The following is a 25,334-nucleotide window of genomic DNA, read 5'->3' as shown; positions in this document are numbered from 1 at the left end:
TCCGAGTAAGGGGTATCTGCCGGCGTCGACGGACCCTCGCCGCAGGACGACAGATGGCTGGGTATTGCACCATTCGTGCCAAGCCTGAAGTTCTTTTAAATCAATAGGTTATGATCGACGCGGCCAACCGCTATGCACTATTATAGTGCGCATCGGCGCGGCTTTGTTCTATTTTGGTGCAGGGACTCGGAGACTTCAGCAAGGCGGCCGCAGCGCGCGGGACAACGCAGGTCACCCGGTATACTGCCGGCGCAATGAATTCCAACAAGCCGGCCGGGCAGCCTGCCACTTTCCAACAGCTTATCTTCGCGCTGCAGCGCTACTGGTCGGACAAGGGTTGCACCATCGTACAGCCCTATGACATGCCCATGGGCGCCGGGACTTTCCATACCGCGACCTTCCTGCGCGCCATCGGCCCCGAGCCCTGGAACGCCGCCTACGTGCAGCCCTCGCGCCGGCCCACCGATGGCCGTTATGGCGACAATCCTTTCCGGCTGCAGCACTACTACCAGTTCCAGGTCGTGATGAAGCCCTCGCCGTCGGACCTGCAGGATCTGTACATCGATTCGCTCCGCGCGCTCGGAATCGATCCACTGGTGCACGACATCCGTTTCGTCGAGGACAACTGGGAATCACCGACGCTTGGCGCCTGGGGGCTGGGCTGGGAAGTGTGGCTGAACGGCATGGAGGTCACGCAATTCACCTACTTCCAGCAGGTCGGCGGTCTCGATTGCCGGCCGGTGATGGGCGAGCTCACCTACGGACTCGAGCGCCTGGCGATGTACCTGCAATCGGTCAACTCTGTCTTCGATCTCGCCTGGAACGATTCCGGTCACGGGCGCGTGACCTATCGCGATGTGTTTCACCAGAACGAGGTCGAGCAGTCTACCTACAACTTCGAAGCCGCCGATGTCGCGGTGCTGTTGCGGCATTTCGACGAGCATGAAGCCACCTGCCGCTCGCTCCTCGATCGCAAGCTCGCGCTGCCAGCCTACGAACAAGTGCTTGGCGCTTCGCACACGTTCAACCTGCTCGATGCGCGGCGCGCAATTTCAGTCACCGAGAGGCAGAGCTTCATCCTGCGTGTGCGCGCGCTCGCCCGCGGCGTTGCCGAGGCATACCAGGCATCGCGCGAGGAGCTTGGATATCCGATGTTGCGCGCAGTCGAGCGGGGGCGCTCATGAGCGCACAGGACCTGCTCATCGAGATCGGCACGGAGGAATTGCCGCCAAAAACGCTGCGCGATCTGTCGCAGGCCTTCCTCTCGGGGGTGACCGCGGAGCTTGCGGCCGCAGGACTCGCGCATGGCACGACGCAGGCCTTCGCCACGCCGCGTCGGCTCGCCGTGTTGGTGCGTGAACTCCCGGTATCGCAGCCGGACAGCGAAATGCGCCGCAAGGGCCCGCCTGCCAAGGCGGCCTTCGACGCCGCCGGCGCGCCGACCATCGCGGCGGAGAAGTTCGCGGCGAGCTGTGGCGTCGGCATCGATGCACTCACGCGTGTGCAGGAGGAGAAGGGCGAGTTTCTCTATTTCATCGGCACGCGCCAGGGCGCGCCGACACGAGAGCTCGTCCCGGCCATGGTGGAGAAATCGCTCGCTACGCTGCCGATTGCGCGGCGCATGCGTTGGGGATCGGGCGAAGCGAGTTTCGTGCGCCCGGTGCACTGGGTGGTGCTGCTCTTCGGCACAGAGGTGATCAGCGCGCGCGTGCTCGACGTCACTGCCGGCGGAGCGACACGGGGTCATCGCTTCCATGCGCCTGCGCCGATCGCCATCGGGCGGCCGGGCAACTATGTCGCGCTGCTACGCGAGAAGGGCAAGGTGCTCGCCGATTTCGCCGCGCGCCGTGAGCAGATCGCCGCGAGCGTGCGCAAGCTCGCGCATGATCTCGGCGGCGGCGCCATCATGCCCGATGAGCTGCTCGATGAAGTCACCGCGCTCACCGAGTGGCCCGTCCCCATCGCAGGGCGATTTCCGGAGCGCTTCCTCGCGCTGCCGCAGGAAGTGCTGCTCTCGACGCTCAATGATCACCAGCGGTATTTCGCGGTGATCGGCAAGGACACGGCGCTCACCAACGCATTCATTGCCGTGGCAAATATCGACAGCCGCGAGCCGGCAAGCGTGCGCGAAGGCAACGAGCGTGTCGTACTGCCGCGTCTGGCAGACGCCGAGTTCTTCCACAGCCAGGATCGCAAGCAGGGCCTCGCGCAGATGGCGAAGGGTCTTGCCAATGTAACGTTCAAGGCCGGCCTCGGCAGCCTCGCTGATCGCACGGCGCGCATTACCGCGCTTGCCGGCAAGATTGCCGCTGCGCTCGGCGCCGATCGGACGGCCGCGGAGCGCGCGGCGCGTCTCGCCAAATGCGATCTGCTATCGGCCATGGTGGGCGAGTTCCCGGAGCTGCAGGGCATCATGGGCGCGCACTACGCGCAGGCGGATGGCGAACCGGCAGCCGTGGTTGGCGGGATACGCGACCAGTACCTGCCGAAGGGCCCAGCCGATCGCCTGCCGTCATCGACGGAAGCTGCCGCCGTGGCAATTGCCGACAAGCTCGACAACCTCGCGGGCATCTTTGCCCTTGGCGAGAAGCCCACCGGTACCCGCGACCCTTTTGGCCTCAGGCGTGCCGCCATTGGCCTGCTGCGCATACTCATCGAGAAAGGACTCGACCTTGACCTCAAGCGCATGATCGAGCTCGCGGTCGCCCTGCAGCCGGTGAAACGCGAAGGCACAGCGCGTGAAGTACAGGACTACGTCGATGAAAGGCTGCGCGGCTACTATCTGGAGGGCAGCGAATCGCGCGTCACCACAGAGATGATCGACGCCGTGCTGGCTGTGGAGATCGCCTCGCCGCTCGATTTCGACCGGCGGCTGCGCGCCCTCGGCGCCTTTCTGGCGCGCCCCGAAGCGGCGACCCTGGCGGCGGCAAACAAGCGTATTGGCAACATCCTGCGCAAGAGCGGCGATACCGCCGCCGGCGCGGTCGACTCGCAGCTGTTGCGCGAAGCAGCGGAGCGCGACCTGTATCAGGCGCTTACGAGACGCAGCGCCCGGGTGCGCGAAGCGAGCCGCGATGGACGCTATGCCGATGCGCTCGAGACGCTCGCCGAGCTTGGGCCTGCGATCGACGGGTTTTTCGACAAGGTCATGGTGATGGATCCGGATGCGGCGCTGCGCGATAACCGCCTGCGACTCCTCGGCCAGTTGCGCGAAGCGTTCGCGCAGGTAGCGGACCTGTCGCGTCTGCCGGGCTGAGGGAGCGGTCATCGTGCTGCAGTGGTTGGGCTCGGTACTGTTCACGGCCTTCTTCCTGCTTTTCACGCTCACCTACGCGATGGTCTTCGTCACGCTCTGCCTGCTGTTGCCCGTGCGCGGCCGCTTCGCGCTGGCGCGCGTCTATGCGCATATCGTGTTGGGTGCTGGGCGGTTGCTCTGCGGCCTGCGCTACCGCGTGATAGGCGCGGAGAATTTTCCGGCGACGCCCTGTGTTGCGCTCTGGAAGCATGCATCGAGCTGGGAGACCGTGGCACAGTTCGTGATCGGCCGCGTGCCGCAGACCATCGTACTCAAGAGCGAGCTCATGTGGATTCCGTTTTTCGGTTGGGGTCTCGCACTGCTGCGTTCGATTCCGATCGATCGCGGGGCTGGTGTGGCGGCGGTCAAGCGTATCGTCGAATCGGGTAAGCGCCGACTCGCATCGGGCCTTTCGGTGCTGATCTTCCCGGAAGGCACGCGCATGCCGGCAGGCGAGACCCGCAAGTACGGCGCCAGCGGCGCCATGCTCGCAAGCCAGACCGGCGTGCCCGTCGTGCCGGTGGCGCACGATGCTGGTTACTACTGGCCCCGGCGCGGGCTCATGAAGAAGCGCGGCACCATCACGGTTGTCGTGGGCAAACCCATCAACGCGGCAGGCCGCGAGGCACGCGACATCAACGCCGAAGCGCAGACGTGGATCGAGGAGACGATCAAGGCCATACGCGCAGGTGACTTCGGATGAGCAATTCACGTCCCTTTCGAATCCTCGGTATCCAGCAGATCGCTGTCGGCGCGGCGGACAAATCCCGCTTGCGCCATTTTTGGGTGGACCTGCTCGGACTCGAAGTCACTGGCAGCTTCGTCAGCGAGCGAGAGAACGTCGACGAGTTGATTACGGCCATGGGCAGCGGCGTGCACGCCTGTGAAGTCGATCTGATGCAGCCGCTCGACGCCGCGAAGAAGCCGGCGGTCCATGAACCGCCACTCAACCACGTGGGACTATGGGTGGACGATCTGCCCGCGGCGGTCGACTGGCTCACCGCGCAGGGCGTGCGCTTCACGCCGGGCGGCATCCGCAAAGGCGCAGCTGGCCATGACATCTGTTTCATTCACCCCAAGGGCAATGAGGCAGCGCCTTTCGGCGGTGAAGGCGTGCTCATCGAACTCGTGCAGGCGCCGCCCGCGGTGATCGAAGCGCTGGGGCGCTGAGTCATGAACCCAGGGAAGCGAGCCAGTCGCAGAACCTCTCCCAAGGGGCGCTAGGCCCGATCACCGCTCGGGCCGCCTGGTTCACCGCCAGGAACGCACCGCCCCTGCGCCGAGCAGCGCACGCTGTGGCTGGGTGATCTCTGGCACGAATCGCAGCAGCCGTTCCACGGCCGCGCCGATGATGGCGAACGAGGCGAGCACCATAAGCGGCACGCCGAACACGAGATAGCGCAGCAGGCTCCTGTCGCGGAAAAACTTCGATCCGCGGGCCTGCCTGTCGAGACGGACAAAATCATGGGCATAGGTCTGCGCCAGCAGGTCAGTGCCGTGACTTGGCAACCGATGGCCGGGCGTATTCATGGCGGTCCACTCGCCGCGCAGGGGAAACGCCACCGGGATGGGCGCGCTCGGCATGCCTGTTGTGCCTTAACGCCAGTCCGGCCGCACATCGCCCACGAGCATCCGGGGCACCGAACCCTCATCCGCCCGCTCGATCGCGACGCAATCCCCGAGCGCGACACGCGCGCGCAGTTCGTCATCCGTCAGGCAACGGTGCACAAGTCGATGGCAGACCTCGCATGACCGGGCGCCCTCGATCCCCGCGATGGGTTGCAGCGACTGCCAGGTCTTGGGACATTTGAATTCAAACGTGCAGTTCTCGATGGTCAGCATGATCCCCTCACCTCTACCGACATTGTTTCACCGATTGCGCCTTGTCTGCCAAGATCCGCGGCACCGCCAGCGGCCTCAGACACCGCGACCCTTGTACTAAACTTTAGTACATTTGCTTCTGGAGGCTGGTTGCCATGAGTCGTGTCACTTCATTCAGCCTGGGCGATCATTTCACCCGCTTCGTGAATGCCCAGCTTGACGCCGGACGTTACAGCAATGCGAGCGATCTGATGCGCGCGGCGCTGCGCCTGCTTGAGGAACGCGAGATGCGTATCGCCGCACTGCGAGCCGCGCTCATCGAAGGCGAGCAGAGTGGTGTGTCCACCCCATTTGATGTCGAAGCCTACATCACGCGCAAACGCAAGACCGTTCGCAAATCGCAACGCAAGTCCCGATGACCGCCCGATTCGTCCTGACGCCGCGCGCGCAGGCCGATCTCGATGCCATCTGGGACTACACCGAGGCGCGGTGGGGCATCGCGCAAGCCGAGAACTACCTCCGACAGCTCGGGCGCGACCTGCAACGCGTTGCCGAGCACCCCACCATCGGCACGGACTGCGCCGACATCCGGCCGGGTTATTGCGAGCATCCGAGCGGCGCGCACGTACTTTTCTGTCGCCTGACAGCTGACGGCATTGATGTCGTGCGCATATTCCACGAACGGATGGACCCGGACCGTCACATACCCTGAACGGTTCATGCCCGCTTCGGCATCGACTGGCAAAGCCTGCCGCGCTAGCGCGTGTCCTGCTCTGGCCTCCGCCGTCCCGCCCCCACGCGCTCCAGAAACTCATGGACCGCCACCCACGGCCGCGCGCAGTCATTGTGACCGCAAGGCATTGCGACGAACGCACTCCCAGGTACGGCGGCTGCAAGCGCCCGCCCGTGCGCGATCGGAATGATCGCATCGCGCTCACCATGCAGCACGAGGAGTGGCCCGTGATAGTTCCGCAGGGCCGCGACGCTGTCGAAGGGATCGCGCACAAGGAATGACGGCACACCCATCGCAGCCGCCAACGGCCGCACACTCGTGAAACTCGACTCCAGGATGAGACCAGCCACCGGCGAGTCCGCTGCAAGCTGCGCTGCCACACCGCCGCCCAGGGATCGTCCCCAAAGCACCATGCGCGTGGCATCTATGCGCGCATCGCTCATCGCCCAGGCAAGCGCCGCGCGCGCGGCTTCGACGAGACTCAGCTGCGATGGCCTCCCCGCCGAACCGGCGTAGCCCGGGTATTCGAGGATCAACACCGCAATGCCCGCAGCGCGCAGGGGTTCTAACACGTTCACCCAGTCCCCTGCGGTCTCGGCATTGCCGTGCGCAAAGATGACGAGCGGATGCGCTCCGTCACCGCCTGGCTTGAGCACGAGGTGTTCGACCCTGCCTGCGCGGATCGTGACCACCACACGCTCCGCACCATCGATCGGATGCGGCGACGCTCCCTTGCCCGCGAGCGGAAACATGAGCTTCGGCTGGGCAAACCACACCGCAATGCCGTAAAGCGCAGCGATCACCGCGACGATGCCCACCGCCACGACTAGCTTCGACATGCACTGGTCCCCGCAAATTTTGTCAACGCACTGCACAACACCTTCGACGCACGGTCAATAGGAATAACCGTGACCGGCTACCGGGCCGGCGTGTTGTCAGTCAAAGCTGCGGGACCACTGGCCATGGCGATCGCTTTGAACCAGTTAGCACTTTAGGCAATGCCCTAACCCCTCACGACGGCGAGCGCCGTGAAGATGACAACGAAGGCCGCCAGCATCAAACCCACCGCCCAGTAATAGAAACGCCGACCGTCGAGCCACCGGTAACGCACCGTCGGGTGGTCCAGATCGACGGCCTCCGCGATGCGCAGGCTGAGGTCAATTCGATCGACGACTTCGCTCGTTGCGCTCTTGCGCTCAAGCTCGTGAATGGCGACCACGGCCCCGATCAGCATGCGATCGTAGTAGCGCAGATCGAGTACTGCGAGCGCCATCCACGCGATAAGGAGGGCCGCCATCAGGAGCGCCAGGAACGCATAGCGCTCCGGTGCCTCGACATTCTCGCGCACGAGGAAGGAGCCGAGCGTACCGACGATGGCGAGACCGCCGAGCGACTGGGTGCGAAGCCGCATCAACAGATCGTTGAAGTGCATCGCAACGCTCTCGTACTCTTTCCATAGTTCCCGGATGTCGTAACTCGCCATGCGCTACCCCGCCCGTCGCTGCGACGCGTCTATCGTACAACGCCATCGACCCCTCGCGGTCGATGCCGCTATTGCCGTCGTGGCAGGTCGAACAGCCGCTCATCCCAGCGCACCGGCTCGATGCTTGTGATGCGAATGTCGTGCGCGTCAGGATGTGCGGGATTGAGCAGCGAGTTTCGCTCGATCGCGAAGACGACACTCGGCACCAACAGGATCGCGCTGCGCCTGGCAGCGAGCCAGGCATCGCCCGCAGCGCGGCTCGCGATCTGATCCGGTGCTTCCCAGCCCGGATGAGCCACCTCGTCAAGTACTGTCGGCGCGATGCGCGCAGGAGCCTCGAACGTCACGCAGACCTGATGCCGCGGAATCTGCCGTCCGGTGTGAACCAGTTTCTCGAGCATTGCGCCGGTGAGGCTCGTGCAGGCGTAGATCACTGCGCGACCCGGCGAGTTCCAGCGCCCGCCGTAGAGCCGCGCGCCCTCGCCACTTTCCGGGCCATAGCGCCGATCGGCGATCCGGTAGAGATACACGCGACGCGGGCGTACTAGACCGGCAGACCGTGCAGCGCACGCATCACCAGGGCCTCGACTTCGCGCGCGCCGAGTTCGGTGCTGGCGCAGTCGATTGGCGTGCGTCCGCCCAGCTCCGGATGCGGCGTGCTCAGGAACTCCTGCGCCGCAGTCTGGTCGTCCCAGAGTTCCTCGGCCAGAGCGATCACTCGCGCGAGGCGCTCGGTTTTCTCGCTCTCATGGGGCTTGAGAATCGTGCGTCGCTTGAAGGTCGCCGCTGGCACCACGCGATGCATCACCTGCGCGCGCCTCGTGCCCGTGAGCCCCGCCCGCTCCACGGCGCGCACCAGGGCCCGGCGTGGCAGACCGCGCTCCACGGCCGCGGCAAGCGCCGTCATGCCACGGCCCTTGAGCTTGACGCCCAGGATCTCGCGAATCTGTTCCGCCGCATCACGCATGGCGTGTCCTCCGGTCAATCCGCACTCTAGGCTCAAATGAGCTACTCATCAAGCTCAAATGAGCCAGGTGTGACGCAGTCCCGCCGGGCGCAACTTCTACGGCCGCCTGGACTAGCGGAAACGGATAATGGGCTGATCCACCGCCAGGCTCTCGCCTGGCTTTGCAAGAAGCTCATCGACCACGGCGTCCTGCTGTGCAGCCATGACGTTCTCCATTTTCATCGCTTCGATCACGGCGAGCTTGTCGCCCGCCTTGATCTCCTGGCCGACGCTGACGGCAAGCTCTGTCAGCAGCCCGGGCATGGGTGAGAGCAGGAATTTCGACAGATCCGGCGGCGCCTTGTGCGGCATCAGCGCCTGCAACTCGGCTTCGCGGGGCGAGAGCACCAGCACGTCGACCTGGTGGCCGCCGTGATTCAGGCGGTACTTGAGGCCAATGCGGTCCACCTGCACGGCGATGATGCGGTCGTTGAGCGTGCCGGTGAAGAGCGGTTGGCCGAAACGCCACGCGGAGCGCACGTCGAGCCGCCGGCTGCCGAGCGTGACGGCATGGCCGCCGTCGATGGCCTCGACACTCACGGCATGGGCATCATCACCGCAGATCACGACGAGTTCTGCCGCCGGCGTGTGCTCATGGCCACGCAGCTGGCCGCTGATCGAGGCCGTACGCGCGAGGCGGCGGTGATGGATGGATGCGGCAACCGCAAGGAAGGGTGAAAGCTCGTCCGTTGCAACTGCCGTCGCGCTGAACCCGGAAGGGAACTCCTCGGCTATGAAACCCGTGTTGAAAGCGCCTGAACGAAAGCGCGGATGACGCATCAGCGCGGCCTGGAAGGGCACGTTGGAGGCAACGCCACGGATCACGAAACTGTCGAGCGCCGCGCGCATGCGGTCGATGGCCTCGTCGCGCGTCGCCGCGTGCGTGATGAGTTTGGCGATCATCGAGTCGTAGTACATCGAGATCTCGCTGCCTTCAGCCACGCCCGTATCGACGCGCACACCATCCACCTCGAGCGGCGGCAGGAAACGCACGATACGGCCCGTTGAGGGCAGAAAACCGCGATAGGGATCCTCGGCATTGATGCGGCATTCGATGGACCAGCCGTCGCGGCGAATGTCCTTCTGGGCAAGCGTCAGCTTCTCACCCGCCGCTATGCGGATCATCCACTCGACGAGATCAAGCCCCGTCGTGCACTCGGTCACCGGGTGCTCGACCTGCAGGCGGGTGTTCATCTCGAGGAAGTAGAAGGACTTGTCCTTGCCGACCACGAACTCCACCGTGCCCGCGCTCTGGTAGTCGACTGCGCGCGCGAGCGCGACCGCCTGCTCGCCCATGGCCTTGCGCGTGGCGTCATCGAGAAACGGGGACGGCGCCTCCTCGATGACTTTCTGGTGGCGGCGCTGGATGGAACATTCGCGCTCGCCCAGGTAGATCACATGACCGTGCGCATCGCCAAGCACCTGCACCTCGATGTGGCGCGGCTCTTCGACGAACTTCTCGATGAAGACGCGATCATCGCCGAAGGCATTGCGCGCCTCGTTGCGGCAGGATTCGAACCCCTCGCGCGCTTCCTTGTCGTTGAACGCAACGCGCAGGCCCTTGCCCCCGCCGCCGGCACTCGCTTTGATCATCACCGGGTAGCCGATACGTGAGGCGATCTTCGCCGCCTCGGCGCCGGTCTCGATGGGCTCGTTGTGCCCGGGAATGGTGTTGACCTTCGCTTTCGCGGCGAGTTTCTTCGAGGCGATCTTGTCGCCCATGGCGGCGATGGCGCCGTGCTTGGGCCCGATGAAAACGATGCCCTGCTCCTCCACGCGCCGCGCGAAGGTCTCGTTCTCGGACAGAAAACCATAGCCGGGGTGCACAGCCTCGGCGCCGGTCGATTTGCACGCCGCGATGATGCGGTCCATGGCGAGATAGGATTCCTTGGACGGCGCCGTCCCGATGTGCACGGCCTCGTCGGCCAGCTCCACATGGCGCGCATTCTTGTCCGCATCCGAATAGACCGCGACGGTCTTTATGCCCATGCGGCGGGCGGTGCGGATGACGCGGCAGGCGATTTCGCCACGGTTGGCGATCAGGATTTTCTTGAACATCGTCGTTACAACGGGATGTTGCCGTGCTTGCGCCACGGGTTCTCGAGCTTTTTCGACTTCAGCATGGCGAGCGAGCGACACAAGCGCTTGCGCGTCTCGCGCGGCATGATCACATCGTCGATGAATCCACGACTGCCGGCGATGAAAGGATTTGCGAACTTCTGCCGATATTCCTCGGTGCGCTCGGCGATCTTGGCCGCGTCGCCGATGTCCTTGCGGAAAATGATCTCGACCGCGCCCTTCGGGCCCATGACGGCAATTTCCGCCGACGGCCAGGCGAGATTCACATCGCCGCGCAGGTGCTTGGAGGCCATGACGTCATAGGCACCGCCATAGGCCTTGCGGGTAATCAGCGTGACCTTCGGCACCGTGCACTCGGCGTAGGCATAGAGAAGCTTCGCGCCGTGCTTGATGATGCCACCGAACTCCTGCGCGGTGCCGGGCAGGAAGCCAGGCACATCGACGAACGTCACGACCGGAATACTGAAGGCATCACAGAAGCGCACGAAGCGCGCACCCTTGATGGAACTCTTGATATCAAGGCAACCCGCAAGCACCAGAGGCTGGTTCGCAACGATGCCTACGGTCTCTCCCTGCAGGCGCGCGAATCCCACCACGATGTTCTTCGCATGGTCGGGTTGCAACTCGAAGAACTCCGCGTCGTCGGCAACCTTGAGGATCAATTCCTTGATGTCGTAGGGCTTGTTCGGGTTCTCGGGCACCAGTGTGTCGAGCGAAGCTTCCTCGCGCTCAGCCGGATCGCGCGTAGCGATGACCGGCGCACCCGCGCGATTGTTGAGCGGCAGGTAGTTGAAGAAGCGCCGCAACATCAGCAGCGCCTCGACGTCGTTCTCGAAGGCGAGATCCGCCACGCCCGAGCGGGTCGTATGCGTCACCGCACCGCCGAGCTCCTCGGCCGTCACTTTCTCGTGCGTGACGGTCTTCACCACATCGGGACCGGTCACGAACATGTAGCTCGAGTCCTTCACCATGAAGATGAAATCCGTCATCGCCGGCGAATACACGGCGCCACCGGCGCAGGGACCCATGATCAACGAAATCTGCGGGATGACGCCGGAGGCCGTTACGTTGCGCTGGAAGACCTCGGCATAGCCGCCGAGCGAGGCCACGCCTTCCTGGATGCGTGCGCCGCCCGAGTCGTTGAGGCCGATGACCGGTGCGCCCACTTTCATCGCCTGGTCCATGATCTTGCAGATCTTCTCGGCGTGCGCCTCGGACAGCGCGCCGCCGAAGACGGTAAAGTCCTGGGAGAAGACGAACACCAGCCGACCGTTGATGGTGCCATAGCCCGTGACCACGCCATCACCCGGGACTTTGCTTTCGGCCATGCCGAAATCCACACAGCGGTGCTCGACGAACATGTCCCATTCCTCGAAGCTACCGGCATCGAGCAATAGCTCGAGTCGCTCACGCGCGGTGAGCTTGCCCTTGGCATGCTGCGCCTCGATGCGCTTCCCGCCGCCACCGAGCCGGGCCGCGGCCCGCTTGTCATCCAGCTGTTTGATGATTTCCTGCATAAGACCTGTCTCTTGATTTCGCTCGCACCGAGCGCTAGCTGCCTGCCCGTTCGATGAGTTCAGCCGCGCCGCTGGTGGCGGATATCTCCCCGTTACCGACGCGCTGCGTCACCCGCTCCATTGCGGCCTTGACGGCCGGATGCGCGCGGAATTGTTGCTGTCGCTGATGATCGATGATCTGCCACATCCAGTCGAGAGCCTGGTGATGTCGGCGCTTCTCGAATTCGCCACTCGCCTGCATGGCCGCCTGGTAGCGCCGAATGGCGGCCCAGAGATCGGCCAGACCCCGGCCATCGAGCGCAGAAGCGGTCATGACCTCGGGCTGCCAGGCGGCGCTGCGCCCGTGCAGCAGCTCGAGTATCCGGGCCACCTGGCGCCGCGCCTGTTCGGCTGCGCCACCGTCGAGATCCGCCTTGTTGATGACGATGAAATCGGCCAGTTCCACGATACCTTTCTTCATGGCCTGCAGTTCGTCACCCGCATTCGGCAGCTGCAGCAGCACGAACACGTCGGTCATGGCGGCGACCGCGGTCTCCGATTGGCCGACGCCGACCGTTTCGATGATTACGATGTCGAAACCCGCGGCTTCGCACAACAGGCCCGCTTCGCGCGTGCGCGCTGCGACGCCCCCGAGCGCCCCGCCCGAGGGCGATGGCCGTATGAAAGCACTGGCATGGGTCGCGAGTTTTTCCATGCGTGTCTTGTCGCCGAGGATGGAGCCGCCCGATATCGTTGACGACGGGTCGATGGCGAGCACGGCGACCCGATGCCCCGCCTCGATCAGCGCGAGACCGAAACGCTCGATAAAGGTGGACTTGCCGACGCCCGGCACACCGCTGATGCCGATGCGCAGCGATCGTCCGGTGTGCGGCAACAGCGCATCGAGCAATGCGGTCGCCTCGCCGGCGTGATCGGGACGCGAGGACTCGATGAGGGTGATGCCCTTGGCGAGCGCGCGCCGATCGCCGCCGCGGATGGCTTCGGTTTGCTGCTTGATCTGCGCAGTGCTCAACGCGTGGCCGTCACGCGTGCCGCGCGGACCGCTTCCAGCACCTTGCGCGCCGTCTCGGTGACCACCGATCCCGGACCGAAGATGCCGCTGACGCCGGCGCGTTCGAGGAACTCGTAGTCCTGGGCCGGCACCACGCCGCCGACAAAAACGCGGATGTCGGCACCGCCCTGGTCGGCCAGCGCCTTGATGAGCTGCGGCACGAGCGTCTTGTGGCCCGCGGCGAGCGATGAGACGCCGACTGCGTGCACATCGTTCTCGATGGCCTGGCGCGCGGCTTCCTCGGGCGTCTGGAACAGCGGCCCGATGTCGACATCGAAGCCGAGGTCCGCAAACGCCGTCGCCACGATCTTGGCGCCGCGGTCGTGCCCGTCCTGGCCGAGCTTGGCGATCATCACGCGCGGCCGCCGGCCTTCGCTCGCCATGAAGGATTCGATCTCGCCCTTGAGCGCCTGCCAGTTCTCATCCATTTCGAATGCCGCTCCGTAAACGCCACTCACGCTCTCGGTCGTGGCGCGGTAGCGCCCGAAGACCACCTCCAGAGCGTCGCTGATTTCACCGACCGTGGCCCGCGCCCGCGCCGCCTCGATCGCGAGTGCGAGCAGGTTATCGTTGCCGCGTGCGCCGTCGGTAATCGCCGCCAGCGTGGCCATCACGCGCGTATTATCGCGGCTCGATCGCAGGGCCGTCAGGCGACGAACCTGCGCCTCTCGCACCGCGGCGTTGTCGATGTCGCGCACGTCGATCTCGGGTTCCTCGGACACGCGATACTTGTTCACGCCGACGATGACATCCTCGCCCCGATCGATGCGCGCCTGTTTCTCGGCCGCGCAGGCCTCGATGCGAAGCTTCGCCCAGCCGGACGAAACCGCCTGGGTCATGCCGCCCTGTGCTTCCACCTCTTCCATCAGGCGCCAGGCTTCGTCGGCCATCTCCTGCGTGAGTTTTTCCATCATGTAAGAACCGGCCCAGGGGTCGATCACGCTCGTGATGTGCGTCTCTTCCTGCAGGATCAGCTGGGTGTTGCGGGCAATACGTGCCGAAAAATCGGTCGGCAGGGCGATGGCCTCATCGAATGAATTCGTATGCAGGCTCTGCGTGCCGCCGAACACGGCCGCCATGGCCTCGACCGCGGTACGCACCACGTTGTTGTAGGGGTCCTGCTCGGTAAGCGACCAGCCCGAGGTCTGGCAATGCGTGCGCAGCATGAGCGAACGCTCATTCTTCGGCTCGAAGCCCTTCATGATGCGCCACCACAGGAGCCGCGCTGCGCGCAGCTTTGCGACTTCGAGGTAGAAGTTCATGCCGATGCAGAAGAAGAACGACAGACGGCCCGCGAAGTCATCGACATCCATGCCGCGCGCCAGCGCAGCGCGCACATACTCCCGGCCGTCCGCGAGCGTGAAGGCGAGTTCCAGCGCCTGGGTCGCTCCGGCTTCCTGCATGTGGTAGCCGGAGATCGAAATCGAATTGAAGCGCGGCATGTGCCGCGCGGTGTATTCGATGATGTCCGCCACGATGCGCATCGAGGGCTCGGGCGGATAGATGTAGGTGTTGCGGACCATGAACTCCTTGAGGATGTCGTTCTGGATGGTCCCGGAGAGTTTCGCCTGCCCGACGCCCTGCTCCTCGGCGGCGACGATGTAGTTGGCGAGGATCGGCAGCACGGCGCCGTTCATGGTCATCGACACGCTCACCTTGTCGAGCGGGATGCCGTCGAAGAGGATCTTCATGTCCTCGACGGAGTCGATCGCGACACCGGCCTTGCCGACATCGCCTGTGACGCGCGGGTGATCGGAGTCGTAGCCGCGGTGGGTTGCGAGGTCGAAGGCCACGGAAACGCCCTGGCCACCCCCGGCAAGGTTCTGGCGATAGAAGGCGTTGGATTCTTCCGCTGTGGAGAAGCCCGCGTATTGACGAATGGTCCAGGGCCGCGAGGCATACATGGTCGCCTGCGGTCCGCGCAGGAAGGGTTCGAACCCCGGCAGGGTATCGGCGTGCGGCAGACCCTTGAGGTCAGCACGCGTGTACAACGCCTTCAATTTCAGGCCCTCGGGCGTCTGCCAGCCGAGCGCGTCGGGATTCTTGCCGGGAGAGGATTTGCGGGCGACGCTGCGCCACTTTCTGAGCGAGGTTTTCTTGTAATTCGGGGGCGTAGTCGCCATCCAGTCGGACCTTCAGTAACCATCGAAACCGGTGGACGCCAGGCCGGCTCCGGACCTTCGCAATGTGGCTGGGGACGGCGCGTCGATCAGTCATGATACATGGAGGCGAGGCCAGGTCCGGATCGAGGTTTCTCGCACTATCATCATCAGATCAGCGCTTATTGTACTATATATGAATCAATAGACCTTCGGTAGCACCCGCCTGGGCGAACGCTGCGGCAGGCCGCCGGTCTATTTTGTGTTATCCGCGGAGCAACCAGCTTGCGACACACGCGCCGTCGACTTGGCATCCTTGCGATTGCGCTCGTCATCTGTTTTTCGAGCGCCGTTCAAGGCGCACCGCACTGTAAAGAAGAGACACTCGAGGCCTGCCTCACGCGCGAGTTCTCCGGCGTCGTGATTGTGATTCGACAGGGTCAGGTCGTTTTGCGGGCGGCCTACGGCGAGTCCGCCAGCGGCGTGCCGAATGAATTGGCTGATCGTTATCGCATAGGATCGCTCAGCAAGACATTCACTGGTGCGGCCGCTCACGATCTCGCCTCGCAGGGCAGGCTCGATCTCGATGCGCCGGTACATGACTCGTTGCCGCAATTCCCGGACATGACGATTACCTCGCGGCAGCTGCTGGAGCATACGGCTGGACTCGGTGATTTCTCCCAGGCCGACTGGAAGCGCCTGTTGCTCGACCCGCCGTCCCGGGCCGACGTCCTGGCCATGGCGCTCGCGGTCAAACGCGGCCGACCGGGTCGATTCCGCTATTCCAATGCCGGCTACGTGATCCTTGCTGCCGTCCTCGAGCGCGTTGCAGGCGAGCCGATCGAAAGCCTGGTGCAGCGCACGATCCTCGTGCCGCTAGGACTCGCGCACACGGGTTTTGCGACCCTGGATGCGGACATCGCGCAACTGAGCGTGGGTCACGACGCCCGTGGTCGACCCGACACGACGCCCTACCATTACGATGGCATCGCCGCAATCGGTGGCATGTATTCGACACTCGATGATCTTCTCGTCTGGGCACGCATCCAGACCGATCCGAGCCAACGTAGCGCCACCTTCGTCTCACGGCCTTCGGGTTGGGCGACCGGCGAGCGATTCGAGCGCCGCGCGCAGTGGCATGCGGGCCTGACCAATAGCCACGCAGCCTTCGTGCTTCGCTTCCGCGACGAGGATTCGCTCATCGTCGCGCTGTCAAACCGTGGTGGCGAACCCGCGAAGCTCGGACCGCTGGTCAAGATCGTGGCTCAGGAGTTCTTTTCCGACAAACCGCCGGGCGCTAACCAGGGGCCGTCTGCTGCCGGCAGCATCAAACTCAGGCAACAATGACCCCTGGCCGGGCGTCCTTTATCATTGCCCGGGAATCGCAGTGCGCAACATCTGGACTGCCGCTGCGCCCACTACCGGAGGGAGTGTCCATGGCGATGTCATTGCTCGATATTCCGCTGCAGCGCCTTGACGGATCGAACGCGAGTCTTCGCGAGTACGCCGGGTCCGTCATGTTGATTGTCAATGTCGCCTCGGCCTGCGGGCTTACACCGCAATATGAGGGCCTCGAGTCGATTTTCGAGCAGTACCGCGATCGCGGATTCGTCGTGCTCGGTTTCCCGTGCAACGATTTTGCCGCGCAGGAGCCGGGTACGCACGAGCAGATCCAGGCATTTTGCGAAACACGATACGGTGTCGAATTCCCGTTGTTCGGAAAAGTCACGATCAACTCCGGTACGCGTCACCCGCTTTATAAGGCGCTGATCGAGGCGCAGCCGAAGGCGCAAGCAAAGCCCGGGAGCGATTTTCGCGCCAAGCTCGAAGGCTACGGTATCAAGCCCGCAGCCGAGACCGACGTGCTGTGGAATTTCGAGAAGTTTCTGATAGATCGCAGTGGCAGCGTCGTTGCGCGCTTCATGCCCGACGTCGAGCCAAAAGATCCCCTGCTTGGTCGCGCCATCGAAGAACAACTGACGAAGCTTTCCTGAACCTTTTGGCCTGCGAAGGCAAAATAGGGAGCTGAACCATGACAGCTGTCCGTAAATGGCTTGCCGGTGCTGGTTTGGTGGTCGCGCTGCTGCTCACCACATTCCTCTTCGTGATGAGCCACGATGCGGCCTGTCCTCAGGAAGCCGCGGACGCCAAGGGGGGAGAGCCCATGAAGGCCGTCGTGCGCCGCTGCTATGGCGGCACCGAAGTTCTGCGTCTCGATGCACTCGAGCGACCGACGCCAGCCGACGATCAAGTGCTGGTGCGTGTGATCGCCGCGGCGACCAATCCGCTCGACTGGCATGAAATGACGGGCACGCCCTATCTGATGCGCCTGGGCACCGGCTTCGGTGCTCCCAGGGAGCCGCGCCTCGGCACCGATTTCGCCGGAGTGGTCGTAGCGCTTGGCAAAGGTGTTACGCGCTTCAAGGTGGGCGATGAGGTGTTCGGCGGTGGCAATGGCGCTTTCGGTGAGTACGTGCTGGCGCGCGCCGCACGCGGTATCGCATTGAAACCCGCGGGCCTCAGTTTCGCCGAAGCCGCCGCGATGCCCGTGGCTGCTGTCACAGCTCTGCAGGCGTTGCGCGACTCCGGTCAATTGCAGGCCGGCCAGTCAGTGCTCATCAATGGCGCGTCGGGCGGAGTCGGTACCTATGCTGTGCAGATTGCGAAGGCGATGGGTGCGACGGTGACAGGTGTTTGCAGTACGCGCAATCTCGACCTGGTGCGATCTCTGGGCGCCGATCATGTCATCGACTACACGGCCCAGGATTACACGCAGCTCGATGAGAAGTACGATGTGATCATCGACAATGTCGGCAATCATGGCTTGCTCGCCCAGAAGCGCGTCCTGGCAGCGAAGGGACGCTACGTAATGATCGGCGGCCCGAAATCGAACCACTGGATCGGCCCCATGGCCCGGGCGGCGGGAGCTGGATTGCTTGGCCTCATCTCGAGCCAGGGCTTTGGTTTCATGCTGGCGCGCCTCGAGCCGAACGATCTTGAAATGCTGGCGCAGATGGCCGAGCAGGGAAAAATCCGGCCGGTCATCGATCGGCACTATCCACTCGAGGACATCGCGCAGGCAATCGATTATCAGGCAAGCAGCCGCGCGCGCGGCAAGATCATCATCGACGTGACTGCGCGCGATTAGCGAGGAAATTCCATGACCCGATCAGGTGTTACGCGTCGAAATCTGATCACAGCCGGGGTCGGTGCTGTGGCCGCCGCTGCCAGTGCGTCAGGCCGTGCAGTCCGTGGAAAATTCACCGGACGCGTGGCGCTCGTGACTGGCGCTACCTCGGGCATGGGTGCTGTCACCGCGAGCGAGCTCGCCCTGGCAGGCGCCAAGGTTGTCTTCTGCGGCCGGCGCGTTGAGCAGGGCGAAGCCGTGCAGGCGCAGATCCGCGATGCGGGCGGCGAGGCGAACTTTGTGCGCGCCGACGTCACAGACGAAGCCGACGTCAAGGCGCTGATCGAACACATCGGTGCCGTGCACGGCCGGCTCGACTTTGCGTTCAACAATGTCGGCACATCCGACGGCACCGGGCTCCTGCATGAGATCGCGACCAGCGATTTCGACCTGGTGACCGCAACGAACCTGCGCGGGAATTTCCTGCAGCTGAAATACGAGATTCCCCTGTTGCTGCGCTCCGGCGGCGGCTGCATCGTCGGCAACAGTTCGATCGCCGGCCTGCGCTACCTGCCTACCAAGGCGCACTACACGGGCAGCAAGCATGGCGTCATCGGCATGTATTGCGCCGCGGCCGCCGGCTATGCATCACAGAAACTGCGCATCAATGTGATTTGCCCGGGCCTGATCAAGACCGAAAAGGCCATGCGTGTGCTTGGCGGCGATGAACACAAACTCGATGCACGCATTCCCATGGGCTTCATCGGTCAATCGCTCGACGTGGCGGGCGCGGTGCTGTGGCTCTTCTCGGACGAGGCCCGCTACGTTACCGGTGCGGTCCTGCCCATCGACGGCGGTCAGTCGGTTGCCTGATCGGGCGCGATTTGGCAGCCTGTCCGGTCGCAGGTTGCACGCAGGCCGCTAGCAGAGACGCAATACGCCGAGATACCGGCTCGAATCCAGCAGATCGAATTGCAGCGACCCGCGTCCCGACGGTGCGCTGACATTGACTTCGTAGCCGCCGCTATGGGGTTCGAGGCGATCGATCTTCCACTCACCGAAAGTATCGGTACTCGTGCGGGCAACTTCCCGCCCCTCGCGACTCAGCACGACGTCGGCGCCCGCCGCGCACTCCTCGACGCCATTGACCATGGCGACGACCGTGCCTCCGGCAAAGCAGTGCGTCATCAGGTGCAGGTTCTTGTAATGCACGCGCGGTCGCGTGCCAAGCTCGGGCTTCAGTACCTGCAGGCCTTCGCTGGCGCTGATGCTCTGCATCTCCGCATCGTCGACCTTGAGGCTTCGGAACACGTCGGTCGGGCAGGCCTGTTCCGCCCGCGTGCGCCCGTAGCCCGCGTCAAGCAAATGAGCATCGAATGTCCAGGCCTGCGGCAGCTGCAGTTCCTCGTTCCAGGAGATGGCGCCGTAGGGACAGGCAGCGACGATCTGGCGCTGACCTTTCGCTTTGTCCGGATCGATGATGACGATGCCATCGGCGCGTTTGCGCACGGCATCGCCCCTGGCCGCCTTCATGCAGGGCGCGTCATCGCAGTGGTTGCACATCACCGGCATGAAATGCGCCTCGACCAGCGGATACTCGCCGCGCTCCTTGCGCTCGATGTCGAGCCAATTGTGCCCCTGGGCCGGTTGCGCGGCCGAGTAGCCGGGGAAATCGTTGCCGATGTATTCGTCCTTGACGGCCAGGAAGCACACGCGGCAGTTGTCGCAACGCGCGACGTCGACGATCAGGTTCCATTTCTTTGGCATCAGGCACTCTCCGCCGGACGCCAGGTATCGACTCCCGTCCACTTCTCGACCTGTATCAATGTCGTATTCGGACGGATGCCGTGCGACTTCTTCGTGATCGATTTGCTCGGGTTCAGGAGATTCACGCAACCGCCGAGATCGGTCGAGCGACCTGGCTCGCCGGCGGGCCGGTACTCGGCGGAGCCCGTCGATGCGCTGACCACGCCCGGACGGAGGCGGTCGGTCACCTGCGCCGCGCAGACCACGGAGCCGCGCTGGTTCCAAAGACGCACGAGGTCGTCGTCTCGAATACCGCGCGCTTCGGCATCCTGGCGATTGATCCGGGCCACGAAGTAATAGTGGCCATCCTTGTATATGCGGTGCTCGCGAATATCGCGCAGGCTGCTGCCCTCGTCATCACCCATGACGTGGAAGGGATATCGTGAGTGCGGCGACAGCAGCTGCAGAGGATAGGGCGCCAATTCCGGCTCGCGACTGGCATCGTCGTAGCGCGGCATATAGCTGTTCAACGGCGGGCGGTCGGGATCGTCTATGCGCTTCAGGGTCTGTGCAACGAACTCGAACTTGCCCGAAGGCGTCTGCAGGCCCTTGCCGAAACCCGCGACATAGTCGGAAGGCAGTGGGTAGGGTTCCGGCGTGTCCTTGCTGCGGCCCTCGTAGAACCAGCGGTTCGCCGCGGGCGCCCTGGCCGGTTCGGGGTCGTTCGGCACGACGAAATAGCCCTTCTTGAGGAATTGCCGCCAGCTCGTGTGCTTCGCCATGTCCGATGAGTCGAACACGCGTTTGCACCAGTCGAGTTCAGTCGTACCGCCTTCGCTGTAGAGCGCGCCCATGTCGAGGCGCTCGGCAATCGCAAGAAAGATGTTGTAGTCGGATTTCGATTCGCCCAGCGGTTCGATGGCCTTGTGCTGGAGTGAAATCACGCGGTGGTTGTTCATCGAGAACATATGGTGCACGTAGCCCGCGCCAACGTTGTACCACTCACCGATGTCCCAGCGCTCGAACACCGTGCAGGCAGGCAGGATGACGTCCGCATAGGGCGTCTCGCCTTCCCACCAGACGGATTGATTCACGACGAACTTCAGGCTCTCGTGCTGGTACATGCGGACCCAGCGGTTTGAATCGACCATCGTGCCGAAGGATGCGCTGCCGTACTTGTAGAGCATCTCGACGCGTACATGACCCGGTGACGGATAGCCGAAGGGAAAGAACTGCCCCTGCACCGATCCGACATCGGTGAGATAGCCCATCGCCTTGCCCTGGGTGATCGCCTCGGGGAACCAGATGCGTGGGATCGCCTGGCGTACCGAACTCATGGTGACGATGTGCGGCATGCGTTGGTAGTTGTTCGCCGAGTTCGCACTGTATTGCAGATCGCCCGAGAAACTGCCCTCGGCATAGCCGGGGAAATAGAAATTGAAATCGAGTGGCGCGCCGAACTGGAGATTGCCGAAGTTGTAGCCAGGTCGGCCCATACCTTGCATGGCGCCGAGGATGCTCATCATGCGCGCCCACTGAACCCCCATCGGGCCGCGGTTGGCGCCTCCCAGACCCACGCCCCAGCCGCCCGCGCCGAGATAGGTTTTCTTGCGTCCCCATTCCCGCGCCAACGCCCGCACATCGCGTGCTGGTACACCGGTTTCCGGCTCCTGCCATTCGGGGGTCTTCGCAACGCCATCGCTCGTACCGAGTATGTAGTCGCGCCACTCTTCGAAGCCGGTGGTTCGATTCTCGACATAGTTTTTGTCGTAAAGCCCTTCACTGATCCATACATGACACAATGCCTGGGCGAGTGCTGCGTCTGTTCCGGGCTTGGGCGAAATCCACTTTCCGCCCAGATGCGCGGCCGTATGGTTCATATAAGGATCGATGTGCACCATCTTGATCCCGAGTTGTCTGGCCCATTCGCGACGTTCGGTGCCATCGAAGCCGTAGGTCGCGTCCGGGTCACTGGACCAGAACACCATCATTTCGGCTTCCTTGAGACAGTCCTCCACCGTGCCGTAGAACTCCGGGCAGCCGAGCCGCAGGCTGTTGCCCCAGTGATGCATCGCGCCCCAGTACCAGCCCTCCCAGCTGTCGGGGTTATGCACGAGCTTGGTGACGCCGATCAGGTTCCAGAAGCGATTGAAGGCGCTGAGGTAGTGACCGAGATTGCCCCATTGGTGGTGCGAGCCATTGGCAACGCAGATCGCGCCTGGCCCCACGGCCTTGGCGCGTTTGATCTCCTTGACGACGATGTCGAGCGCTTCATCCCAGCTGATGCGCACGAATTTCGATTTGCCCCGATTGTGGATATTGCGCTCACCATCGGGATCGAAGTCGACGCGCTTCATCGGGTGCAGGATGCGGTTCTTCGAGTAGACCATCGACTTCAGGCAAATCGCGTGCGAGGCGACCGTGGTACGCCGTGACGGCGCGAAGGTCTTGCCGCGTGCCGTGATACTCCACGAAGGTGCGTCGTCATCGTCGAAGTCGATGGGCGTGATGCGCAGGATCCTGCCGTTCTTCACGTAGACGAAAACCGGCCCGCTGTTCGTGCCGTTGGTATAGCGCGTGACGCCATCGCCCATGTCGGTGCCAGCGGACCAGGTGATGCTCTCGAGGCGCGCGAGCGTCGCCATGAACCACACGGCGAGTTCATCCGGGCCATCGAGTCCGACTTTGAAATTCTTCGCGGCATCGACTCGGGTAAGCAGATCGAAAGGTGGCGTGAGGAATTCCTCGGCAATCGCCTGGTTCTTGAAGTGGATGGTGAGATCGGGCCGCGCATGCAGTCCCTTGCGGGAGCGGATCCTGCCGTCCTTGATCTCGACCCAGCGGCCTGCCGCCTGATCGCGCAGGCGAAACTGCGCGATCAGATTCCGCTCCTTGAGGCGCGCCGCATACTCCGGATACAGGCGCCGAGCGGCCCGCATGGCCTGCGGTATGCCCCAGAGCAGCACGGTCAGATTCATTGTCATTCTCCCGGGGTGCGCTCGCGGCGCGGCGCGCGCCGAATAGCACGCTCGCATCGATGATAGCGCAAGCGGCGAATGCGTCTGGCGGCGCCGGAAGCGGCGTCCAAAGTTGCAACCGGCCGGGCATGCGACGCGATGACCACGTCCAACCGCCCGGAAGGGCGCTCGATCGAAATCAGCCGCCGAACCGCTGATTTCCGACTCAAAAGGCTATTTTGATCTAGTATTGTATTTCTAATGCATCAATGTTTGCATGATTTTGCATGCAAATGGTCGGTGCAGACTTGCTAGGATGCTGGCTCATGAGCGAGCGAGCTGCCGATACGGAAACGCCCAGGGTGGCGGGCACAAAGCCGTTCTACGTCGAAGCGCAACGCGGCGACAAGTACTTCTGGTGCAGCTGCGGACGATCGCAGCGCCAACCGTTCTGCGATGGATCGCACCAGGGCAGCGGTCTCAGGCCCGTTCCTTACCTCAGCGCCGCCGATGGCGAAGAGCTGCTGTTCTGCGGTTGCAAGCAGACGCGCACTCCCCCCTTTTGTGATGGCAGCCACAATAACCTCCCGGGTGCGTATCGCGAAGACGACCCGGACAGCGCGAGCAACAGGCGCATTGCGCTTCGCGAACCTGCCGACTCGCCGGTGGTACCACTTGACGGCGGTTGTTATGTTTTCCGCTCGGTTGGAGCAGCCGCGCAGATCCGCGGCTCGTTGCGATATCAGCTATTGATCGGCGAGGTGCTCGGGGCGCGGCACCAATCGCAATTCTATCTGGAGGTTCAGGGGGATGAGTCGCCGGTCATATGCTTCCCTGACTGCCATGTCGTGCTATTCGTTTTCCGCGGTGCCGGCGTGGCGCGCATCGGACGAGTCGCTGTTGACGTAGAGGCGGACGAGGGCGTTTACGTCAGACCAGGCGAGACCTTGAGCCTGGTGCCATCGCCAGGTGGCAAGCTGTGCGTGTACCTGTCCATTTGTCCGCAGGCCGGCTCGCTTCGGTGGGCCGACAGGCACACTGAATTCTTCGACCATGGGTTTCCCGACCGGGTGGCGCGCATGGACGCCGATCAGCGCAATGCGATGGGCAGTCGCTATTTTCAGTTGCTGGTCGACAAGCGGATGGGTTCGACGATCGCCACGCAGTTCATTGGCCACATACCGCTATCGAAAGCCGAGCCGCATCGGCATCTGTATGAGGAGGCGCTGCTGCTACTGCGGGGGACTGGCTGCCTGTGGACCGAAAACTGGCGCGCCATGGTCGGACCGGGCGATGTGATGTTCCTGCCGAGAAAGCAGCTGCACTCGTTGCAATGCCTCTCGGCCGACGGCATGGACGTGGTGGGTCTCATCCACCCAGGAGACAATCCCAGCATCAACTATTGAGCGGTTTTCGCGTGACCGTTCACGCCGGCGACGCACTGTCCTGCGAATCGGTCATGGCCATGCCTGCCGCCATCGAAAGAACTCCACTTGGTAGCCGCCGGGGTCGCGTACGATGAATCGTTCGGTCAGTCCGTCAGTTGCGATACCTATCTGCCCGACGCTGTCCGGGCATCCTGCCCGGGTGAGTTTCTCGTGCCATTGTTCCAGCGCCGGAGTCTCGATTGCCAGCAGCGCGCCTTTGTGGACTCCGCCAATCGCCCGCTCGGCGCCATGTTGCGAGTCCACCAGACCGATGCAATTGCCGGGTGTCGTCTCGAGCAGAACCACCCAATCGCCGTCCCATGCCTTTCTGAGGCCGATGACTTCGCAATACCACTCGACAGCAGCATCAAGGGATTCGTAGTAGTAGAACGGGATTATTCTGCTGATCCGCGGGCCGCCCGCGGGAACCGCCATGTCGTCAATCGTTTGAAAACTGACGAAGTTCAAGTTGGCTTCCGCCGGCGGCGACGCGCCGGCTCGTCGATATTTTTCTCAATTTGCGCCAGAACTCTGACCAGTACCTGGATATCTCCGCGCTTGATGCCCTGCAGCGCCACCTGCTGATGCTGCAGGGCGGCGGGGAGGATGGCCTCGAAGGTAGCAGTCCCCTTTGGGGTCAGTTCGACGCGGATGACGCGGGAGTCCTTGCGCGACGTCTTGCGTATCACGCGTCCTTCGCGTTCCAGCTGGGCTATTACGCGACTGACCGTTGATTGCTCCGTGAGGGTGTGATCGGCAATCTCTCCGACATTGAGAGTTCCATGCGCCTTCAACACACTCAGCACGCGCCAGCGAGATGGGTTGGTACGCGTCTCGCGCAGTCGCTCCAGCAGACGGATATTGAGCTTGTTGGTTGCTCGGTAGAGAAGATAGGGCACATAGCCCTGCAGCCAGTGGTCACCCTGCATAGGTACGCTCGACTGTGATCCAGATGCAGACCGACAGTACCAGTATCCCCGTCAGATGCGCAAA

At 63.5% G+C, this 25,334-nt stretch carries 25 protein-coding genes; 11 read left to right on the top strand and 14 right to left on the bottom strand.

Translation table 11 applies throughout. The features are described from left to right. Positions 1–254 precede the first annotated feature (254 nt). From glyQ to R3E77_00845, 4 genes are read left to right on the top strand one after another with little or no spacing between them, the layout of a single operon-like run. A complete protein-coding gene (gene glyQ, locus R3E77_00860; GenBank protein MEZ5497955.1) occupies positions 255–1,184 on the top strand; it encodes a glycine--tRNA ligase subunit alpha in 930 nt (309 codons plus the stop codon). After that, positions 1,181–3,256: a glycine--tRNA ligase subunit beta gene (gene glyS, locus R3E77_00855; GenBank protein MEZ5497954.1), complete on the top strand. Its 2,076-nt coding sequence runs from the start codon at positions 1,181–1,183 to the stop codon at positions 3,254–3,256. The genes glyQ and glyS overlap by 4 nt, the downstream gene beginning before the upstream one ends. Positions 3,257–3,269: 13 nt before the next feature. Continuing rightward, a complete protein-coding gene (locus R3E77_00850; protein MEZ5497953.1) occupies positions 3,270–3,998 on the top strand; it encodes a lysophospholipid acyltransferase family protein in 729 nt (242 codons plus the stop codon). Continuing rightward, positions 3,995–4,465, top strand: coding sequence for a VOC family protein (locus R3E77_00845; GenBank protein ID MEZ5497952.1), 471 nt, complete (start codon positions 3,995–3,997; stop codon positions 4,463–4,465). Before R3E77_00850 ends, R3E77_00845 begins: the two co-directional genes overlap by 4 nt. 81 nt (positions 4,466–4,546) lie before the next feature. Here the strand turns inward: R3E77_00845 and R3E77_00840 are convergent, their stop codons facing one another. Further along, on the bottom strand, positions 4,547–4,879 hold the full coding sequence (locus tag R3E77_00840; protein MEZ5497951.1) for a hypothetical protein: 333 nt from the start codon (positions 4,877–4,879) through the stop codon (positions 4,547–4,549). 12 nt (positions 4,880–4,891) lie between these two features. Then, positions 4,892–5,137, bottom strand: coding sequence for a hypothetical protein (locus tag R3E77_00835; GenBank protein ID MEZ5497950.1), 246 nt, complete (start codon positions 5,135–5,137; stop codon positions 4,892–4,894). Between the two features lie 134 nt (positions 5,138–5,271). On the opposite strand from R3E77_00835, the gene R3E77_00830 reads away from it, so the two are divergent. Together R3E77_00830 and R3E77_00825 are read left to right on the top strand one after the other, a co-directional pair. After that, positions 5,272–5,535 carry a type II toxin-antitoxin system ParD family antitoxin gene (locus R3E77_00830; GenBank protein MEZ5497949.1) on the top strand — a complete coding sequence of 88 codons (264 nt, stop codon included), beginning with the start codon at positions 5,272–5,274 and terminating at the stop codon, positions 5,533–5,535. Further along, positions 5,532–5,828 (top strand): type II toxin-antitoxin system RelE/ParE family toxin, encoded by a 297-nt coding sequence (locus R3E77_00825; GenBank protein MEZ5497948.1) that lies wholly within the window; start codon positions 5,532–5,534, stop codon positions 5,826–5,828. The genes R3E77_00830 and R3E77_00825 overlap by 4 nt, the downstream gene beginning before the upstream one ends. A gap of 44 nt (positions 5,829–5,872) precedes the next feature. Here the strand turns inward: R3E77_00825 and R3E77_00820 are convergent, their stop codons facing one another. The 8 genes from R3E77_00820 to scpA form a co-directional block, all read right to left on the bottom strand. After that, positions 5,873–6,688 carry an alpha/beta hydrolase gene (locus tag R3E77_00820; GenBank protein ID MEZ5497947.1) on the bottom strand — a complete coding sequence of 272 codons (816 nt, stop codon included), beginning with the start codon at positions 6,686–6,688 and terminating at the stop codon, positions 5,873–5,875. Between the two features lie 164 nt (positions 6,689–6,852). Continuing rightward, the gene (locus R3E77_00815) at positions 6,853–7,332 is read right to left on the bottom strand and encodes a hypothetical protein (GenBank protein MEZ5497946.1); all 480 of its coding nucleotides are present in this window, start codon (positions 7,330–7,332) and stop codon (positions 6,853–6,855) included. A gap of 68 nt (positions 7,333–7,400) precedes the next feature. Continuing rightward, positions 7,401–7,862, bottom strand: coding sequence for an RES domain-containing protein (locus R3E77_00810; protein ID MEZ5497945.1), 462 nt, complete (start codon positions 7,860–7,862; stop codon positions 7,401–7,403). A 14-nt stretch (positions 7,863–7,876) separates the two neighbouring features. After that, complete coding sequence (locus R3E77_00805; GenBank protein MEZ5497944.1) at positions 7,877–8,299, bottom strand: antitoxin Xre/MbcA/ParS toxin-binding domain-containing protein; 423 nt, start codon at positions 8,297–8,299, stop codon at positions 7,877–7,879. 111 nt (positions 8,300–8,410) lie between these two features. Further along, the gene (locus R3E77_00800; protein MEZ5497943.1) at positions 8,411–10,396 is read right to left on the bottom strand and encodes an acetyl/propionyl/methylcrotonyl-CoA carboxylase subunit alpha; all 1,986 of its coding nucleotides are present in this window, start codon (positions 10,394–10,396) and stop codon (positions 8,411–8,413) included. A gap of 5 nt (positions 10,397–10,401) precedes the next feature. Next, a complete protein-coding gene (locus R3E77_00795) occupies positions 10,402–11,934 on the bottom strand; it encodes an acyl-CoA carboxylase subunit beta (protein ID MEZ5497942.1) in 1,533 nt (510 codons plus the stop codon). A gap of 34 nt (positions 11,935–11,968) precedes the next feature. Next, positions 11,969–12,946 (bottom strand): methylmalonyl Co-A mutase-associated GTPase MeaB, encoded by a 978-nt coding sequence (gene meaB, locus R3E77_00790; protein ID MEZ5497941.1) that lies wholly within the window; start codon positions 12,944–12,946, stop codon positions 11,969–11,971. Continuing rightward, positions 12,943–15,108, bottom strand: a complete 2,166-nt coding sequence (gene scpA, locus R3E77_00785) for a methylmalonyl-CoA mutase (GenBank protein ID MEZ5497940.1) — start codon at positions 15,106–15,108, stop codon at positions 12,943–12,945. The genes meaB and scpA overlap by 4 nt, the downstream gene beginning before the upstream one ends. Before the next feature lie 261 nt (positions 15,109–15,369). On the opposite strand from scpA, the gene R3E77_00780 reads away from it, so the two are divergent. The 4 genes from R3E77_00780 to R3E77_00765 all read left to right on the top strand — a co-directional run bounded on the left by R3E77_00780 (position 15,370) and on the right by R3E77_00765 (position 19,084). Then, complete coding sequence (locus R3E77_00780; protein MEZ5497939.1) at positions 15,370–16,431, top strand: serine hydrolase domain-containing protein; 1,062 nt, start codon at positions 15,370–15,372, stop codon at positions 16,429–16,431. An 89-nt stretch (positions 16,432–16,520) separates the two neighbouring features. Next, the gene (locus R3E77_00775; protein MEZ5497938.1) at positions 16,521–17,078 is read left to right on the top strand and encodes a glutathione peroxidase; all 558 of its coding nucleotides are present in this window, start codon (positions 16,521–16,523) and stop codon (positions 17,076–17,078) included. A gap of 38 nt (positions 17,079–17,116) precedes the next feature. Further along, positions 17,117–18,232 (top strand): NAD(P)-dependent alcohol dehydrogenase, encoded by a 1,116-nt coding sequence (locus R3E77_00770; protein ID MEZ5497937.1) that lies wholly within the window; start codon positions 17,117–17,119, stop codon positions 18,230–18,232. 12 nt (positions 18,233–18,244) lie between these two features. Next, complete coding sequence (locus R3E77_00765) at positions 18,245–19,084, top strand: SDR family oxidoreductase (protein ID MEZ5497936.1); 840 nt, start codon at positions 18,245–18,247, stop codon at positions 19,082–19,084. 48 nt (positions 19,085–19,132) lie between these two features. Here R3E77_00765 and R3E77_00760 read toward each other — a convergent pair whose 3' ends face one another. After that, a complete protein-coding gene (locus R3E77_00760; protein MEZ5497935.1) occupies positions 19,133–19,978 on the bottom strand; it encodes a 4Fe-4S dicluster domain-containing protein in 846 nt (281 codons plus the stop codon). After that, positions 19,978–22,935: a molybdopterin-dependent oxidoreductase gene (locus R3E77_00755; protein MEZ5497934.1), complete on the bottom strand. Its 2,958-nt coding sequence runs from the start codon at positions 22,933–22,935 to the stop codon at positions 19,978–19,980. Before R3E77_00755 ends, R3E77_00760 begins: the two co-directional genes overlap by 1 nt. Before the next feature lie 305 nt (positions 22,936–23,240). Here R3E77_00755 and R3E77_00750 point away from each other — a divergent pair, with 305 nt between their 5' ends. Continuing rightward, positions 23,241–24,320, top strand: coding sequence for a CDGSH iron-sulfur domain-containing protein (locus R3E77_00750; GenBank protein ID MEZ5497933.1), 1,080 nt, complete (start codon positions 23,241–23,243; stop codon positions 24,318–24,320). Between the two features lie 51 nt (positions 24,321–24,371). Here the strand turns inward: R3E77_00750 and R3E77_00745 are convergent, their stop codons facing one another. Further along, on the bottom strand, positions 24,372–24,776 hold the full coding sequence (locus R3E77_00745) for a VOC family protein (GenBank protein ID MEZ5497932.1): 405 nt from the start codon (positions 24,774–24,776) through the stop codon (positions 24,372–24,374). Between the two features lie 29 nt (positions 24,777–24,805). Beyond that, positions 24,806–25,270 carry a MarR family transcriptional regulator gene (locus R3E77_00740; protein ID MEZ5497931.1) on the bottom strand — a complete coding sequence of 155 codons (465 nt, stop codon included), beginning with the start codon at positions 25,268–25,270 and terminating at the stop codon, positions 24,806–24,808. Positions 25,271–25,334 lie beyond the last annotated feature (64 nt).

Source organism: Steroidobacteraceae bacterium, assembly GCA_041395505.1.
Classification (GTDB): Bacteria; Pseudomonadota; Gammaproteobacteria; order Steroidobacterales; family Steroidobacteraceae; genus JAWLAG01.
This window is presented reverse-complemented; position numbering and strand designations above follow the sequence as displayed.